Annotated in this window: 22 protein-coding genes; 17 read left to right on the top strand and 5 right to left on the bottom strand. The window is 45.1% G+C overall.

What is annotated here, in order from left to right:
* Nucleotides 1-21 precede the first annotated feature (21 nt).
* From AAGC78_RS04850 to AAGC78_RS04810, 9 genes are all read left to right on the top strand, one after another.
* Nucleotides 22-534: a hypothetical protein gene (locus AAGC78_RS04850; RefSeq protein WP_435782916.1), complete on the top strand. Its 513-nt coding sequence runs from the start codon at nucleotides 22-24 to the stop codon at nucleotides 532-534.
* Nucleotides 535-727: 193 nt separating this feature from the next.
* Nucleotides 728-1,270: a hypothetical protein gene (locus AAGC78_RS04845; RefSeq protein ID WP_435782915.1), complete on the top strand. Its 543-nt coding sequence runs from the start codon at nucleotides 728-730 to the stop codon at nucleotides 1,268-1,270.
* Between the two features lie 74 nt (nucleotides 1,271-1,344).
* Entirely contained in the window at nucleotides 1,345-2,049 is a 705-nt protein-coding gene (locus AAGC78_RS04840; RefSeq protein WP_435782914.1) for a hypothetical protein, read from the top strand.
* A 146-nt stretch (nucleotides 2,050-2,195) separates the two neighbouring features.
* Nucleotides 2,196-2,777 carry a signal peptidase I gene (lepB, locus tag AAGC78_RS04835; RefSeq protein WP_435782913.1) on the top strand — a complete coding sequence of 194 codons (582 nt, stop codon included), beginning with the start codon at nucleotides 2,196-2,198 and terminating at the stop codon, nucleotides 2,775-2,777.
* A gap of 75 nt (nucleotides 2,778-2,852) precedes the next feature.
* Nucleotides 2,853-3,317 carry a hypothetical protein gene (locus AAGC78_RS04830; protein WP_435782912.1) on the top strand — a complete coding sequence of 155 codons (465 nt, stop codon included), beginning with the start codon at nucleotides 2,853-2,855 and terminating at the stop codon, nucleotides 3,315-3,317.
* 14 nt (nucleotides 3,318-3,331) lie between these two features.
* On the top strand, nucleotides 3,332-4,498 hold the full coding sequence (locus AAGC78_RS04825) for a hypothetical protein (protein ID WP_435782911.1): 1,167 nt from the start codon (nucleotides 3,332-3,334) through the stop codon (nucleotides 4,496-4,498).
* A gap of 154 nt (nucleotides 4,499-4,652) precedes the next feature.
* Nucleotides 4,653-5,303: an OmpW/AlkL family protein gene (locus AAGC78_RS04820; RefSeq protein ID WP_435782910.1), complete on the top strand. Its 651-nt coding sequence runs from the start codon at nucleotides 4,653-4,655 to the stop codon at nucleotides 5,301-5,303.
* Between the two features lie 286 nt (nucleotides 5,304-5,589).
* A complete protein-coding gene (locus AAGC78_RS04815) occupies nucleotides 5,590-6,141 on the top strand; it encodes a lipocalin family protein (protein WP_435782909.1) in 552 nt (183 codons plus the stop codon).
* The gene (locus tag AAGC78_RS04810) at nucleotides 6,141-6,794 is read left to right on the top strand and encodes a sulfotransferase (protein WP_435782908.1); all 654 of its coding nucleotides are present in this window, start codon (nucleotides 6,141-6,143) and stop codon (nucleotides 6,792-6,794) included. Before AAGC78_RS04815 ends, AAGC78_RS04810 begins: the two co-directional genes overlap by 1 nt.
* A 4-nt stretch (nucleotides 6,795-6,798) precedes the next feature.
* Here the strand turns inward: AAGC78_RS04810 and AAGC78_RS04805 are convergent, their stop codons facing one another.
* A complete protein-coding gene (locus AAGC78_RS04805; RefSeq protein ID WP_435782907.1) occupies nucleotides 6,799-7,881 on the bottom strand; it encodes a zinc-binding metallopeptidase family protein in 1,083 nt (360 codons plus the stop codon).
* Nucleotides 7,882-8,068: 187 nt separating this feature from the next.
* Here AAGC78_RS04805 and AAGC78_RS04800 point away from each other — a divergent pair, with 187 nt between their 5' ends.
* The 7 genes from AAGC78_RS04800 (at nucleotide 8,069) to AAGC78_RS04770 (ending at nucleotide 13,345) form a co-directional block, all read left to right on the top strand.
* A complete protein-coding gene (locus AAGC78_RS04800) occupies nucleotides 8,069-8,515 on the top strand; it encodes a hypothetical protein (RefSeq protein WP_435782906.1) in 447 nt (148 codons plus the stop codon).
* Nucleotides 8,516-8,696: 181 nt separating this feature from the next.
* Nucleotides 8,697-9,152 carry a DUF3592 domain-containing protein gene (locus tag AAGC78_RS04795; RefSeq protein WP_435782905.1) on the top strand — a complete coding sequence of 152 codons (456 nt, stop codon included), beginning with the start codon at nucleotides 8,697-8,699 and terminating at the stop codon, nucleotides 9,150-9,152.
* A 34-nt stretch (nucleotides 9,153-9,186) separates the two neighbouring features.
* Entirely contained in the window at nucleotides 9,187-9,657 is a 471-nt protein-coding gene (gene ybaK / locus AAGC78_RS04790) for a Cys-tRNA(Pro) deacylase (protein ID WP_435782904.1), read from the top strand.
* A gap of 16 nt (nucleotides 9,658-9,673) precedes the next feature.
* A complete protein-coding gene (locus tag AAGC78_RS04785) occupies nucleotides 9,674-10,288 on the top strand; it encodes a DUF2238 domain-containing protein (protein WP_435782903.1) in 615 nt (204 codons plus the stop codon).
* Nucleotides 10,289-10,422: 134 nt separating this feature from the next.
* Nucleotides 10,423-10,779, top strand: coding sequence for a helix-turn-helix transcriptional regulator (locus tag AAGC78_RS04780; protein ID WP_435782902.1), 357 nt, complete (start codon nucleotides 10,423-10,425; stop codon nucleotides 10,777-10,779).
* Nucleotides 10,779-12,092 (top strand): type II toxin-antitoxin system HipA family toxin, encoded by a 1,314-nt coding sequence (locus tag AAGC78_RS04775; protein ID WP_435782901.1) that lies wholly within the window; start codon nucleotides 10,779-10,781, stop codon nucleotides 12,090-12,092. Before AAGC78_RS04780 ends, AAGC78_RS04775 begins: the two co-directional genes overlap by 1 nt.
* A gap of 38 nt (nucleotides 12,093-12,130) precedes the next feature.
* Entirely contained in the window at nucleotides 12,131-13,345 is a 1,215-nt protein-coding gene (locus AAGC78_RS04770; RefSeq protein WP_435782900.1) for a CvpA family protein, read from the top strand.
* Between the two features lie 3 nt (nucleotides 13,346-13,348).
* On the opposite strand, the gene lpxL is transcribed toward AAGC78_RS04770, so the two are convergent.
* From lpxL to AAGC78_RS04750, 4 genes are all read right to left on the bottom strand, one after another.
* On the bottom strand, nucleotides 13,349-14,269 hold the full coding sequence (gene lpxL / locus AAGC78_RS04765; RefSeq protein WP_435782899.1) for an LpxL/LpxP family Kdo(2)-lipid IV(A) lauroyl/palmitoleoyl acyltransferase: 921 nt from the start codon (nucleotides 14,267-14,269) through the stop codon (nucleotides 13,349-13,351).
* Between the two features lie 119 nt (nucleotides 14,270-14,388).
* A complete protein-coding gene (locus AAGC78_RS04760; RefSeq protein ID WP_435782898.1) occupies nucleotides 14,389-15,162 on the bottom strand; it encodes a DUF481 domain-containing protein in 774 nt (257 codons plus the stop codon).
* 112 nt (nucleotides 15,163-15,274) lie between these two features.
* Nucleotides 15,275-15,499, bottom strand: a complete 225-nt coding sequence (locus tag AAGC78_RS04755) for a DUF2789 domain-containing protein (RefSeq protein WP_435782897.1) — start codon at nucleotides 15,497-15,499, stop codon at nucleotides 15,275-15,277.
* Between the two features lie 117 nt (nucleotides 15,500-15,616).
* On the bottom strand, nucleotides 15,617-16,510 hold the full coding sequence (locus tag AAGC78_RS04750) for an acyltransferase (RefSeq protein WP_435782896.1): 894 nt from the start codon (nucleotides 16,508-16,510) through the stop codon (nucleotides 15,617-15,619).
* Nucleotides 16,511-16,640: 130 nt separating this feature from the next.
* On the opposite strand from AAGC78_RS04750, the gene lepB (AAGC78_RS04745) reads away from it, so the two are divergent.
* The coding region (gene lepB / locus AAGC78_RS04745) for a signal peptidase I (RefSeq protein WP_435782895.1) at nucleotides 16,641-17,217 on the top strand (577 nt) is incomplete at its 3' end.

Genomic DNA, 17,217 nt, shown 5'->3' with positions numbered 1-17,217 from the left:
AGGATTTTAATAAATAATTTTATGTTCTCATCAGACGATATAAAGAAATTCATCTCTGCAATTGAAAAAGACTGCATAGATACTTTGCTACCACCAGAGGAAGGCCTTGAAGCCATCGGACAAGCAATATTGCCTTTTTCTCTTGTGAGAAACACCAGAGGCTATATAGAAAAAATTACACATCAGATAAATGGCAGTTACTCCAACGGCTGGTATGACTCATGTGCAGTAATGATTAGACGGCTTATTGAAACTCTGATTATAGAATCCTTCGAGCATCACAACATATCAAATGCTATAAAAGGCCCTTCTGGTGACTTCCTCTATCTCTCTGATTTAATAACAAAAACATTGACTGAAACATCATGGAATTTAGGAAGAAATACTAAACAAGCGTTACCAAAACTAAAGGATATTGGAGATAAATCTGCTCACAGCAGAAGATATATATCTGGTAGAAACGACATAGATAAAATCAGTGGCGACCTTAGAGTCGTAGTACAAGAGCTAATTTTTTTAGCTCACCTGAAATAATACATAGATTGGGCTTGATGTAGGTTGGTGGTGAACTTGCGCCCCCCCAACATCGCAACCGCAAACGGCACATTGTTTTGCTAATGCAAAAAAACAATGAACGGCGCATGGATTTTGGTTTTGGTGGTTGCGGATGCATGGGCATGCTGGGACTCGCTCCCAGCTCATGTTAAAACAATAAAATGGGAAACCTATGAAATACATATTATCGATTATTGCATTAGTCCTCCTCTCTGGATGCGCCACCCCAACGAAAAACATTGAAAAACCAGAATTTTATCTTGGTAGCTATGATGGAATTTGGGTTGGTCAAATTCAACAAATTAAGGGAAATGGCTATCCATTTGTTGCTGAAGGAAAACATCAATTTTCAATTATGTTAGTTATTGAAGGTGATACGGTAAAAGTTTACAGGCAACCTAAGGAAGGCTCGGCCGAGGAAGTAAAAGCGTCTGGTGGTTTTAAAATCATAAAACACAAAACTAACGCCATAATTTACTCACAAGACTCTGAATCAGACGAATTCAACGAAAAAGATACTAGTGATTGGGTAGAAACATGGAATATGACACTAACTAAAAAAGATAATTCCTCCTTGTACATTTATCATGTGCGGGCAGTTAATAACTTTAAAAACCCACCCGATCATCATGCTAATGAAAGCATGGGAAGATTTTTCTTTTCATTCTCTGGTGAGCTAAAAAGAATAGCAATTGTTGAAAAAGCCAAAAATTAACCCTGTTATTGATAACCATTGAGCAAAATGCAAAAAGCCAATCAACTGCCTCAAAAAATCAAAAGGAAATACTTATGCTTAAAAGAATAATAGCTGCAAGCTTGGTTCTAGCCTGTACTGGCATTCAAGCTCAGGATGATAGCGTTGAAGAAGTAATTGTAAGCGGAATAATGGAGACTGATGGTTACTATGAAATGCCAGCAGTAACGCTGAAAAAGCAAGGCGACTTCTTAGTACAAGAAGTTAAAATTATTAACGACAGCCGTGAAAAAGGAATGCGCGAAAAGGAAATCCGTGAAAGCCTGCAAGCGCTAGCTGAATCCGCAGCCAAACAAGGCAATCTGCAACTCGCATACGGCGAAGAATTCCTGCGCACACTCGACCCGAAAGACAAGTCGCTTGTATTTTCCCAAGACAAATCCAGAGCGGACACCAGCTATCTTTACTTTTCAGTAAAACTCAAAATAAATAACAACAAACCCGCAGGCGAACAAGAAGCATCGCTGGAAAAATTCATAAAATCCGCCAAAAAAGTAGGTCGCACCGAACTGGACATAAACGGCGAAACTGACCTCAGCATAGTAAACCCTGAAAAATACCGTTATGAAGTCATTCAAAAGATAGCAGAGGAAAACACCCGCCTTCGCCAAGCAGTAGGCCAAAACTGTGATATCCAGCTAGACGGAATTTCAAATCGTGTGAAATGGCAACGCAGCGGAATTATCGAGCTTGTTATTTATATCCCTTACCGCACCCAACTTATATGCAAGAAAGATTAAGGCACATTCTTTTTTTTAAAAGCTTCAAATACATCATGAAATCATATAATGCGCATGAAATAGTGCATGTTAATTATCTACATACAAGCTCTCATAGGAAAGGCCAAGTATAGTTAGATAAACACCAATTTCAGGAAGAAAGAGTTATGCCCAGCGATAAACCCCATTCAAATAAAAGCTCCCCTCGCCTATGGCTTATTTATGCACTCCTGGCCGTTATTTTTGTACCCCTATTTGTAACCCGATATTTCCTCTACGATTTTTATTCGGTTCCCGCCGGTAGCATGTCCCCCACGATCAATGTTGGTGATATGGTTGTTGTTAACAAATATATATTCAACGATGCTGCAAGCGAAGATGGCAGAAAACCCGAACGCGGGGAGATTATTGCATTCCATCCACCGCACACTCCGGAGACAACTTATCTCAAGCGAGTCATTGGAATACCGGGGGATGTTATTCAGTTTTCGGACAAGCAACTTACCATTAACGGAAAACCCATTGAAACCCTAACAGTAGACGGCATTAACTTTAGTGAGACTCTCAACAGCACTACATACACTGTGCAATATAGCAATGAGCAAAACCCACTCCGCAACTTCTCCGGAACCGTATCATCCAATCACTATTTTGTAATGGGCGATAACAGGGATAACTCGTTAGATAGCCGTGAATGGGGATTCGTGTCAACTGAGAGTCTGGTCGGCAAAGTCGTAAGTATTTGGTAGCACCAACCTTGAGCAGATCAAATAATGGTAAAAATTAGTCCGAACGAGAGGTTTAACCCTCACAGGAACATTTATATGTATAAAAAATTATTTATCACTGCCCTACTTCTATCACTAACAGCTTGCGCCAACAAACCAACCAAAACTGAAACAGCATCTGCAGATGACGAGCTGACGGATGAAGAACTATCACAGGTATTGCTATTACTTGGCGGCAAGCCACAAAAAGTAGATTCATCAAAAGCGGGCACGTTTCCGCTCGGCTCAAGTGAAAACCCCGTCCGTGTTGGCGGCCCGGAGGGACAGCGAAACTATTTGTCGCGCTTGGTCTGCGATAACAATGAACAGGTGTCTGCATATGAACGCTTAGGCAGCAGCGATGTCGGCCCATATGGAGGCATCATGGATATTTACGAAGTCATTTGTGATACCGATAAGGGTGCCGTCAAACACGAAGTCTTCCTTGATATGTATCACCACGATTATATTGAAACACGCTCTGCCGCTGGTTTTATTGGATTAAAGCCCGTTAAAAAATAGAGAGATGCCAATCCATGCTTCAAAAAATAGTATTTGTCTCCATGCTCGTTACCAGTGCATCAATTAACGCACAATCGCTCAAGAAAAATCTTATTCATAACGGAGACTTTGCCCAAGGTGATAAAGCATGGCAATTGGAATATGGCATGAGCGTATCGACAACGCCGGAAGAAAACGAGATGGATTTTTCCGACAATACATCTGCGCTACTGATGCACGCACTGGAAGCACCGCAGGATGGTTATATTCATTCGCGCAACGCCCGCCAATGTATTCCCATAGGCGAAGCGCGCAAATTGCAATTCAGCGGTGATTTTTTGTATCGCGATGAATTACCGGCCAGCAACTATGGCCATAGAGCTAATTTAATCTGGCACTATGAAGTAGATTGTTCTGGCAGCGCACAGTTTGGCTGGTTTTTGGAGCCAAAGATTAAATCCGGCTGGCAATCATTATTTATTGCGGATGTAGAACCTGCGTTAAATGCCAAGGCAGTGGAAATCGAAATATCACAAGACCAGCACTCATCTCGCAAAGATTTTATGTTTTGGGAAGCATTTTATTATTGGGTGATGGAAAAGTTGGAGTTGAGCGATAGAGACACTCTGTCCGCTGGTTATTGGGATAATCTCGATTTGCAAATCACTCAACTGGAAGAACCTGATCAAGCACGCGATCATCTTAGTGATCAACCCACCCTCCCTCACAATATCAACTTGCTGCGCAATGGCAATTTCGATAGCAGCCTGGAAGATTGGAAACATTACTACAGCGAGTGGAATGCCAATGAAGGCAGTACAAAAAAAGGAGCCGTACGTGTAACACTGGAATCATCAACTGGTTCCAGCGGCAGCGGTGTTTTCGAGCAGTGTGTAAACATCGGTAATCATCGACGCTTCACCATGGGCGCAAATTTTAAAGTAGATGAGGTATCCAGCCAAACAGGAGGGGGTCGCATGAGGGTAAGTTGGTACGAAGAAGAAAACTGTCGAGGCCGCCACAGCACCGACAGTCGCCACGTAGATCCGCAAAAAATTCCTGGCTGGCAGCAACTGTCTGTCCCCTTTCTGGATGCGCCCCGCAACTCACGTAGTGTTTCAGTGGATGCTATTCAATCGATTGATGGCAAGGGTGAGTTCAGTGCTTTTTGGGACGACATGTACTTTATGGCAATTGAGTGAGACCATATTTGCACGCTTCATATTGAGATGCATCAAACAATTCACGACTAATTTTTATATATTTCGTTCATCCTCTCACATTGATATATATCAACTCCTCTACTGTGAAATTTCGTAACACTGGCACTGTGTTTTAACAGAAGAGGAAGAGCAAATGCGTCAATTAGCAGCAACTGTTTTAATAGGTAGTCTTTGTGTTGCATTACCAACTCAGGCTCACGAAGCCGGTGAATTTTTTGTGCGCGTAGGCGCGGTACAAATTGAACCTGATGCAAGTAGCGGTAGTGTTTTAGGCGGTGGAGTCGATGTCGATAGCGCAACAGGCTTGGGATTTTCCGGCACCTGGTTTGCAACACCGCACATTGGTATTGAATTGCTGGCAGCACTGCCATTTGAACATGACATTGTTGGAACCGGCGCATTAAAAGGTGTCGATATCGGCAGCACCAAACATTTACCACCAACCTTGTCAGTACAGTATTACCCTCTCAGTAGTAACAATACATTTCAACCCTATTTTGGTATCGGGCTTAACTACACTACCTTTTTTGATAGCAATACCAGCGCAACATTAGACGGTGCACTGAATGGCGATACCGACATTTCCCTTGACGATTCTTTTGGCGTAGCTTTTCAAGTCGGTGCAGATTGGCAATTAAATGAAAACTGGTATTTGAATGCAGCGGTATGGAAAATTGATATCGAAACCACTGCTGATATTTCTGTGGATGGTACAAAAGCAGCAAGCGTTGATGTCACTATTGATCCGGTCGTATTTATGGCCGGTGTAGGTTACGCCTTCTAACCAAATTTTATTTTTATCTATAATAAAACCTCCTGAATCAGGTGCGCTTTTTTAGGAGTGAACAAACAATAATATCTTCAATACCACTCAAGGCCGGGATAACGGAAGACATATTTCTGCAATATTTCATTCGTTGAACTCGGCCAGATTCCCCATCACAATTACCCTCGATAACCTCACCTCCGTGGGATTGCGCACCGACACAATCCCCTCAGCATGCGAAAACTGTATTAAATCCAACATTTACAACCTATGACCGGATTCATGCCTGAGAGGGAGCACAGAAATGAAATATTTCTTATTATCCATGGTGTTTTTACTAGCCAGTTGCACCGGCACACCGGACAATATCAAACCTGTACAAGGGTTCGAGGTGAATCGCTATCTCGGCACCTGGTATGAAATTGCGCGGTTAGACCATCGCTTTGAACGCGGTTTGAGCCAAGTCACCGCTGAATACAGTTTGCGCGAGGATGGCGGTGTAAAAGTCATCAACCTCGGGTACTCGCAGGATGAGAAAGCCTGGGATGCAGCCGAAGGCAAAGCTTACTTTGTGGGCGAGCCTGATAGCGGCCATTTAAAGGTATCTTTCTGGGGCCCGTTTTATAGCTCTTACGTCATATTTCAATTGGATAAGGCCAATTACCAATATGCACTTGTGAGCGGCGCTGATAAGGATTACTTTTGGATTTTAGCGCGAACACCTCAAATAGAACCTGCACTATTGGCACAACTCATTGAACAAGCTAAGTCTTTAGGATTTGCCACCAATCAACTCATTCTGGTGGATCACCATTCCAAAGCGACACAATCAAGCAAAGCGGATCACATAAACTAATGAGCAAAATTTTTATTATCGGATTGCCCCGCACAGGTACCACCAGTATCAGTGTAGCGCTATTAGATTATGGATTTAAGGTTGCTCACACTGCTTACACTAAACGCGCATTCGAGCTAGCTGATGTTATTTCCGATGCACCCTGTTTTACCGATTACAAAGAATTAGACCAATTATTTCCCGGTTCAAAATTTGTCTATCTGGATCGCTCTTTGGAAAAATGGATTCCCTCGATACAGATGCTGATCACCAAAATGCTACCTGAATTAAAACCCAGGATTGGTTATCTCAACCCGGTGCTCAAGCGCAGCTTTAATACCGCCTTTGCGACCTTAACGACTATCGACCCACTTTCGGCTACTCATTTGGAAAATTGTTACGAAAACCACCAGCAAGAGGTGTTTGACTATTTTTCCGGTAGAAGTGATCTACTCACAATCGACATCAGCCGTAAGGGAAGCTTAAAAGAACTCTTATCCTTTTTGGGTTTCAACACATCAAACGTGGGCGAGTTTCCGCACCTGAATATAGGAAAAAGAGTAGACAACTGGCAAAAATTAAAACATCCCAACAAAGTGGATTCGATGAGCGCTGGCATTGATCATCGTAAATTTTTTGATTACGAACAATTACCCAATAAAACAAAAGCCTGATCTATCATTCTGCTGCAAATAGATTTTTATGCACAATGCGATGCACAAGGTCTAATTTCTTAATCACCGGCTCAGCCAACACAAATGGGTAAGCATGCTCATGCCCTACACTGCGGTTCAAACTATTTAACGCATAGGTCAACGGCAGCCAGTGCTCGATTACATTGGTAAAATCTTTGCTGTCATAGGGATTCATCTTAATCGCAGCGCGTAGCTCTTTTTCCTTAGAGACTTGCGGTGCAATGGTTAAACCAAATTCATGCGCTGTTTCCAGTGTATCGATAATATGTAAGTAGTGTGCCCAGGTTTCTGCCCAATCTTCCCACGGGTGACTACTCGCATAGGCACTGACATAATTTAATTGCCAATCCGCTATTGGGCCATTTTGATAGTGCGCGTTCAGCGCTTCGCCATAATCACGAGTATCATCACCAAATAGCTCTCTCACTGGCTCCAACCACTCGGTATTGCGCACCAACACATCCCAATAATAGTGGCCGGATTCATGGCGGAAGTGCCCCAACAAGGTACGATATTGTTCCGACATATTCACACGCATTTTTTCGCGTTGCGCCGGATCAGCCTCATTAATATTAATCGTGATCAAACCGTTATCGTGACCAGTTAGTACACGATGGGATTCATCGGCTACCGGAGCTGATTCAGCAAGGAAATCAAATGCTAATTGCGGTGCTGCAGGATCATTTTGGGTGAGGGGTAAATCCAGCACTAGCAAGCTGTAAATAAGCCGCCGTTTTTCCGCTTCAATTTTCATCCAAAGTGCAAGATTACTTTCCACACTCAAATCAGGAATCGTGTGGTTCAAACGACAAGCTTTGCAAAATTCATTCGGCTCACTAGCATTAATTATCCAGTTACACGCGCTGTGATTTAAACCATTCGCGCAATAGCGATATTTGTTTTTATCACCAGCATCAATAGGTTCAAGTAATCCATCCGCTGCAAGCGTGAAGGATTGAACCTGCAGATTATCGGAATTAAAACCCAGAATTGCGCCGCAACGAGTGCAGGCAGTGTTTTCAAAATACACCAACTGCCCACAACTACTGCATGTGGATAAACGCATAAATACCTCCTGGTATTTTATCCTCATGAAAATGGTTAGCATCACCCTTTATATCTAACCAAGGCAGGTTAATCCTGCCCAAGAGGCAACTCTGTGCGCAAACGTACAGGGCTTAAACACAACAGCCTTTACCATGACAAACTATTGATCGCTCCGCAGAATTCTTAATCTCTAGAGGATGAACCATATGAAATCTACAATTATTGGCTTGGCAATCCTTATTCCCGGTGCCCTGCTCTTGTCCGCATGCAATGATAAGAAGGCAGAACCAACAGGTGATGTAACAACCTCGGTAACAGTTAATGCGACCGGATTAAGCTCCGTTGCAGCCAGCTCAATTGCAGCAGCTCCCGCGACTGCAACAACGGATGCATGGCAAGGTAAATGGAATGGACCTGAAGGCACTTTTCTTGAGATCAGCGGCACGGATGGAAAATATACAATTGTCATCCAGGATTTGGACGGACCAAAAACTTACGAGGGAATCAGCAATCACAACCAAATTGAATTCCAGCGCAATGGTGAAACGGAAACCATTCGGGCTAGCAACGGTGCGGAAACCGGCATGAAGTGGCTCGCAGACAAATTGGACTGCCTCACTATCCACACAGGTGAAGGATTTTGCCGGGATTAAATAATTCCAGAGTTTTCCTACCCTGATATTCTGCCCTCTGATTTCGGATCGCTAATATTCTTGCCATAAGGGTATTAGCTGTCGCCCTCTGCTTTGACAAGCTGTACAATCGGCAAACACCCAAGCTCAAATGCAGACATACGTAAACCAGGCGTATCAGAACAGGAATATCCGCTCAGACATGAATATTTACATCGGTTTATTTTTATTTTTTATCGCTGCTTTTATCATTTATCGCGTGATTAAAATCAGAAACCATTTTCGTCGTGCAATCTCACGGGAAGAAAAGGTAATTCAGTATTGCAACACCGGCGTAAGATCATGGTCCACTGCACCGGCAACACTGGACTCGGTGGAAGTAAAAACAGTAACTGTCGATGGGCAATCACCCAAATTTAAACTCGCCATCAAACTCACATTCGAAGTGAATGGCCAACAGTATTCTTGCACCCAATCGCCCTATAACTCACTCACCACCCATCTCAGCACAACGGCTGCGTCGCTGCGTGATGACATCACCAACAGCGATGGGCATTTCATTTATTACAACCCCGCCGATCCAAAAGAATCATTTTATCTTTTCAATGGATTTTCATCCTGGTCGGATTATGAATTACTGTTAAAAAGCCCCGATTGATTTATCCAAATACAACAGAAAAATTTAAACCATCATGACACCCGCCATCAAAGCCCTTGAAAAAGCCAAAGCCAGTTTTCGCGTGCATGAATACGCACATGATCCAACGGCGGAATCTTATGGATTGGAAGCGTCGGAAAAGTTGGGCGTAGATGCGGCGCGGGTATTTAAAACACTTGTGGTTATGTTGGATGCAAAAGAATTTGCGGTTGGTGTAATTCCTGTCTCGGCAATGCTCAGCATGAAAAATATCGCCAAAGCGGCAGGGGCAAAAAAAGCAGCCATGGCAGATAAACAAGATGTAGAGCGCATTAGTGGTTATGTGCTCGGCGGTGTTAGTCCGCTCGGGCAAAAAAAATCGCTGCGCACGTTTATCGATATTTCAGCACAACAACAGCCCACCATTTATGTGAGCGCTGGCCGACGCGGACTGGAAGTAGAACTCGCACCTGATACCTTAAAAAATCTGGCGCGCGGCAGTTTTGCCGATATCACCCAGGAATAACCAAGGGGGACACCCAATGAGCAAAACCAACCCGTTGTTATTAGTGCTCATGTTGCTGGCCACGTTCGTCGCCTTGGTAGCATCCGGCTGGCAACCCTATGACCGAGCCACTTGGGTAATGGAGGTCACACCGGTACTAATTGCCATTCCCGTTCTCTGGGCGACCTATAAAAAATTTCCGCTCACCACCCTGCTTTACTGGTGCATTTTTCTGCATGGGTTGGTGTTGATACTGGGCGGTGCCTACACCTATGCACGCGTACCGGCAGGTTTCGTTGTACAAGATTGGTTTGAGTTATCGCGCAACCCTTACGACAAACTTGGTCACTTCTTTCAGGGCTTTGTACCAGCATTGGTCGCGCGCGAAATATTGATTCGCCACGACATAATCAAGGGCATGAAGATGCTGGCCTTCCTTGTCCTTTGCATTGTTCTCGCGATTAGCGCCACCTATGAACTTATTGAATGGGCTGCAGCCCTTATACTCGGACAAGGCGCCGATGAGTTTCTGGGTACACAGGGTGACCCTTGGGATACCCAATCAGATATGTTTTTTGCACTTATTGGCGCTATAACTGCGCTGATTTGTTTTTCACGCTGGCACTCAATACAAACCGATAAAATAAGGTAAAAAAATAACCCTTAAAACATAAAAATAACAATTAAAGGGTAAAAAATAACCCAAAAATGCAAAACAGTAGCAATAGGTATAAAATTATCTATAATCTAGTTAATTACTATATTTAAGGTAATTAAATACCCATTATGAACTATGAATCAATGAGCAACACGGCTATAGGTGCTGAACTCGGAAACCGACTTGAGCAGCTGCGACTTGATCGCAACCTGACCCAGCAAATGCTGGCGGATGAAATTGGCATCACCGCCAAAAGCTACCGCCAATTGGTCGCAGGTGGCGGCAAACTGGAAAATATGATCGCAGCCTTACGTGCCCTGAATGCATTGGAACAGCTGGACAACTTTCTCCCGGCCGCACCACCCAGCCCGCTCGAACAACTGAAGTTGCGCGGCAAACAACGCCAACGAGCGAGAACAACAACCTATAAAACGGCGCTTGCAAGCACCACTGACGGTATAGAAGAGCCAGGGTTGGATTGGTAATGCAAAACCTCGCAGAAGTCTGGTTGTGGGATAAATTAGTCGGTGCACTCGCTTGGGCACCAGATACCGCAATTGCAACCTTTGAATACACGCCCGAATGGGTCAACACGGGAGTGCAAATTGCGCCCTTGCATATGCCCGCCACACAAAATGGCACGCGCATTTTTCATTTTCCCCAGCTCAATCGCGATACTTACAAAGGCCTTCCCGCATGCTTTGCCGATACGCTGCCCGACGACTTTGGGAATGCGGTAATTAATGCGTGGTTAGCGCGCAATGGGCGTGACCCACAGAGTTTTAATCCGCTAGAACGATTGCTTTACAGTGGCAAACGCGGAATGGGTGCATTGGAATACGCACCTGCGTTGCGGCAAACACAAACTCCGGGCAGCAAATTAGAGTTGGATTCACTCATCGGAGTGGCGCAACAGGTGCTAGACCAACGCGCAGGTGTCAGCAGTCATTTACATCACTCTGGCAACGATGATCTCACCGCAATTTTACAAGTGGGGACATCTGCTGGAGGTGCGCGCGCAAAAGCATTGGTTGCAATAAACCAAAATCGCACCGAGATTCGCTCAGGCCAAATAGCAGCACCAGAAGGATTTGAACATTACTTATTAAAGTTTGATGGCATAGTCGAGCATGGAAATAATCGAGAAACATTTGGTGATCCGCAAGGGTTCGGGCGAATGGAATATGCCTATTACTTGATGGCAAAAGACGCAGGCATTGCCATGACGCCCTGCGAATTATTATTCGATGGTGAGCGTGCGCACTTCCTGACCAAACGCTTTGATCGCATCGGCAACCACAAGGTGCATTACCAGTCACTCTGCGCCATGGATCATGCCGATTTTAAAATGCCGGGCTACTACAGTTACGAACAACTTTTTTCTGTCGCACGGCAATTGCGTTTAACGCGAGCAGAAGCAGTAGAACTTTATCGCCGCATGGTGTTTAACATCATTGCGCGAAATCACGATGACCACAGCAAAAATTTTGGTTTTATATTGCCGGGGCCACGCATGCAATGGCAGCTCGCACCGGCATTTGATGTTGCCTACAGCTATAAACCGGGATCGCCCTGGGTTAATTCTCATCAACTAAGCTTGAATGGAAAGCGCGATAACTTTACGCGTGCCGACTTACTCGATGCAGCAAGGTTGCTCAGTAACTTCAACACAGAAGCAAAAAAAATCATCCAGCAAACACAGGATGTTGTCAGCCAGTGGGAAAAGTATGCGCGTAATGCAGACGTGCCTGCGAGCTTTGCCAAAGAGATCCAACAAAATTTACGCCTGCAGCTGTAACCATTAAAAATCGCTAAACATTACCGGATGGAATACCAATGCACATTACTACCATAGTGTTTTTCGCCCTCCTCGCCTTTTTTACCTGGCGGGGATACCAAAAAGGATTTATTGGCTCCATCACTCGCGTACTCGGCTGGATAGTCGCTTACCCTGCTGCAATTGTATTTACCAAACCTGTTGCAAAACTACTCATGCAACACACAGCGCTAGACGGATTAATTGTTTACTTCATTGCTGGCTGCTCGATTTTTTTGCTGGTAAGTGTATTGGTAAGCTTGTTACTCAATCTTCTGGCGAAACTTATCCCTGAAACTGAAGCAACCCAGGTCGGCTCCAAAATTGGCGGTGCCGGCGTAGGTGTATTAATGGGAGCACTGGTGGGTTTATTAGTCGTCTACGCAATTGGTTTAGTAGTTACACCGAAAACTCCGGCACTGCAACAAGGGCAAGACATTGCCAAGGATTCGCCGATTGATAATACCCGTCTCGATGACACGGATAGCATTCGCACACCTGCAACAGGCGTTCCGCATGTGCGCGATCTGGACAAATACAATGATTCTTTTATTGAAGCCAGTGCAAAAAAACTTGTCGGCACTGCAGCTGCTACCGCCGTTAATTTGGCACTTGAAGATAAAACTGCCACGCAAATAACCAAAGCATTTGTAGAAGATCCGCAAACAATGCTTACCCATGTGCAACAAGTAGCCAATGATGGCCAGATGTCAGAATTAATGGCAGATGAAAAAATCCAATCCATTCTCACTACTGGCGATACTCACGCGTTGACACGCGACCCGGGATTTAAGGCGCTGATGGACAACCCAAGCATACAGGCTTTGCTAGCGCAATCTGATATCAACGACGAGCAAGGTTCGCAAGCGGCAGCAGAAAAAATGGTGCAAGCATGGAACCGCGCGCAGACCATTAAGCACGATCCACGCGTTATCGCGATCATTAGTGACCCTGAATTTCAACAGCAGCTTAATTCACCAAATAAATTACAGTTGATGATGAACCCGAAATTAAATCAGCTAACAGAAATTATTTTTAGCAACACGACTACGCCGGCAAACGGAATGGGAAATTACGAAGTACAAGACATTAATGCAGCCAGAAACACTAGCAACGCGCAGGACAATAAAAGCACGGCGGAAGATTCAAAACCAGCGACGACAATTTATCGCTGGACTGATGAAGACGGGCAAGTCCACTACTCAGACAAACCCGAAAACAATAAAACCCAGTAAGAATTAATAAACGGAAGGTTCGCCGTTGGGGCGAGATTTAAAGCGCGGTTGTGCCCACAAATATTGCTCGGGAACTTTTAAAATTTCTTGCTCGAAATATTCATTTATCCGCCGCGCGTCCGCCAGTTCGTCGCCAGTAGGGTAATTTTCAAATGGCGGATGTATGACCACTTGATAACCTTTGTCATTTTCAAGACGATACTGGGAGAAAGGAATAATTTTAGCGCGGCCCATGCGTGCAAATTGTGCAGTTGCTGTAACTGTTGCAGCAGGTACGCCAAAGAAAGGCACAAAGACAGAAATTTTTTCGCCCATATCACGATCCGGTGCATACCAAATCATTCTCCCCTTGCGCAATTGCGACACCATCGCACGGACATTATCGCGACTAAATGCAATACCACCGGGAGCGTAGGCTTCGCGACGCACTTTTTGCACATAATCAAATACCGGATTTTTATGCGGTGTGTACATGCCATCGTAATTGACATGAATCCCCAACATAGCACTGCCGATATCCAAGGTGGTGAAATGCAAACTCAATAGCATCGCACCCTGCCCTTCAGCTTTCGCTTGCTCTACATATTCAACGCCAGTGATCGTGAATAATTTACGCAGCCGCGACTTGGCCCAGAAGAAACCAATTCCGGTTTCAAATGCGGCAATAGCGGTAGATTCAATATTTTTTTTCAGCAACAACTCAAGTTCTGCGGGAGACTTCTGCGGAAAACACAGCTGCAAATTAGTCCGCGCCATAGCAACGCGCTTTTTATTTAAGTTCAATAACGGCGTCAATACACGCGCCATAGACATTTGCCAAGAGTAAGGCAATTGGGCGATTAAAAACCACACACCAAAACCGAACCATGTCGGCCAGTGGCGAGGAGCAAGCAAAGCTCGGGAGAATTCAGGAGCAGCGGCCATAAGTAATCAACTGATCATCATCAAAAACTGAATTATAAACGCTCGCTTACAAAGCGCCTAACGATAAAACTACCGCAGGCGCCTTGTTACCATTTAGTACTATTTAAAAGCGATATCACTTAAAAGCTATAAACCAAATTCACAAACGTAGTGGTATCCGTTTTTTCTTTGCCAGGCGCAACATCAGTATCGTTTGCCACGGCAAATCCCACTTTCATTTTCATCTTTTCACTGATCGATGCCGAGAGCGAAGTTTCGCTTACGGTACGGGTATTATCAGAACCTGATTCCACACTGATGGATTGTTTGAAGGTCGAGTTACTGGTGATTTTCCATTCAAGCGCAGTGGCTGCACGCAAGATAGCACCACTCTCATTACTGATCGTATCCGGTGTTGTTTCATCCTCACCTTTGATTACTTTTTCACCTTCAAAATAACCAGGACCCGCTTCCACAAACCAGTTGAGTGTTGGGCTGGAGTAAAGCCAATCACCGTAACCTAACGCGACTGTGGTGTATGTGCGGTAAGCGCCGAACTTATCGTCGGTGTAAGAACCGAAGCCAAACAGGTAGGATTTTTCCACGCCTAATAAATAAGCAAATTTAGCTGAGCCAAAATATTTTTCTGCCGTTTTTTCTTTGCTGGTAGTGTCGTCGTCCTGGGTGACTTCATCCTCTTTGAAAAGAGAATTGAAAACGTATTGGTTTTCCCATTTTTCCAGATTTTGCTTTGCATCTATTTTGAACTGCAGGCTGGTGGTTTCTGTGTTGCCTGAGGTGGCAATTGCACCTACATCAACCTCTACATCCCACGGTTTTTTTGCATCCTGGGCGATGGCGGAGGACGCTGCCGAGGTAGCGACAAGCGCAATTACAAGTGTCAATTTATGCATAATTAAGTCCTGTTACTTCAAATTAGGAACCGAACCATAACATAGAAATGCGCACTGCCAAATGAAAACGACCGGCGCGTTAGCCGGTCGTTGTGATAAAAGCGGGGAAAATTCAGTCGCGTAACAAGCAGTTCAACTCGTCAACCACCTCGGCCCAATCAGAATAATTCTGACGCGCCTCACGCAGGAATGACGCCTGTTCGGCAGTCCAGAAAGAGGCACCAGCCAGCGGTTCGGCCTGCGGTAGCGGGCGATGCTTTTCAATAAAAGCATCTATCGCGTCGGGAGAGTTAGGTAGGCCTAATTTGGCAAAAAGATCACTCAGCGAGTAGAACATGCGGCCCTCCTGTCGATGTACGGATTCACTTCTTGCCCATCGCAAACCGCGCTGCGCGAAAAAGCTCCGCAGCTAGGATAACGTCAACCCTAGTGACTTTCCTAGGACTTTCCTAGCTTAATTTTTTGATGCGGAGTGCATCGTCTCGATCAGATCGTCCTTATCACGCCACAGTTGATTGACCCACTGCTGGAAGCGTGCACGAAATTCAGCATCTTCAGCGTAATTGCCAATTAACTCGGCTGGGATAGGCAACTGACGGATATGTACCTGAATACGTTTTACGCGCCCACATGCGTAATCCCAGTAAGTCGGAATCCCTTCTGGATAATAAATAGTGATATCCAATAAGCGATGCAACTGGCCATCCATTGCCGCCAGAGTAAAGGCCAGGCCACCGGCCTTGGGCATCAGAAGGTGTCGGTAAGTAGACTTCTGCTGGGCATACTTCGCTGCGGTAAAACGCGTGCCTTCGAGGAAGTTGATGATAGTCACCGGATTGTGGCGGAATTTTTCACAGGCCTTGCGGGTTTGCTCGATATCCTTGCCCTGCAGGGACGGGGCGCGCGCAATCTGCGCCTTGGTATGGCGGCGCATAAACGGGAACTCCAGCGCCCACCATGCCAATCCAAGCAAAGGCACCCAGATCAAAGATTGCTTCAAAAAGAATTTAAGGTAGGGAATGCGGCGGTTAAAGATACGCAATAGCAGCAAAATGTCTACCCAGGATTGATGGTTTGCCACCAGCATGTACCATTCCTGACGGCTTAAATCATCCAACCCATCAATGGTTAATTGTGTTGGCAACAATAACTCCTGATGGCGGGCATTGGCATCCATCCACAGGCTCGCAACCCTATCAAGCCAGCGATTACACAGCGCCTGCCAACGAACAAAGGGGATGGATATTTTAAACAAGGCCAACACCAGAATAGGCACAATGACTATGCTGGTGAGCAGGACAAACAACAAGGTGGTGACAACACCGACCAAATGACGGAACACGGACATAAAATAACTTCTTATAAAAAGTAACCCGGGGCGAACCCGGCGACAAAATACTGGTCAATAGAGCTTGGACTATTTTTGTCTATCCCCGACGATTGATCAACTACATGAACATTTTGAAGGACTAAATCCCATGCTGACCTCACTGAAAACCCTCTGGCGAGATAATCGGTCACTGTTGTTATTTTTAGTATTGATGTTTTGCTTTCGCAGCGCGATTGCCGATTGGAATGATGTTCCGTCCGGCTCGATGAAACCCACTCTGATTGAGGGCGACCGTATCGGCCTGAATAAAATGGCCTACGATCTGCGCATCCCATTTACCCATATTTCGCTCTACAAAATCGCCGATCCGGCGCGCGGCGATATAGCCGTTTTTGATTCCAAAGCCGCCGATAAACGTTTGGTCAAACGTGTTATTGGCGTTCCCGGCGATACAGTAGCCATGCGCGACAACCGCCTTTATATCAACGGCGCAGCAGTTGACTACACTGCCGCTGCAAACGGCGACCTGCTCGAGCACTTACCCGGAAAAGCCCACATTGTCCGCACCAATCCGCAAACAAGTACATTCAGCACCTTCGGGCCCGTTGTCGTACCTGCAGATCAATATTTAATGCTGGGAGATAATCGCGATCACAGTGCTGATTCGCGTGTGATCGGTTTTGTACCGCGTGCCGAATTTGTCGGACGCTCACGCAGTGTGGTGA

The organism is Cellvibrio sp., assembly GCF_039207905.1.
Classification (GTDB): Bacteria; Pseudomonadota; Gammaproteobacteria; order Pseudomonadales; family Cellvibrionaceae; genus Cellvibrio.
This window is presented reverse-complemented; position numbering and strand designations above follow the sequence as displayed.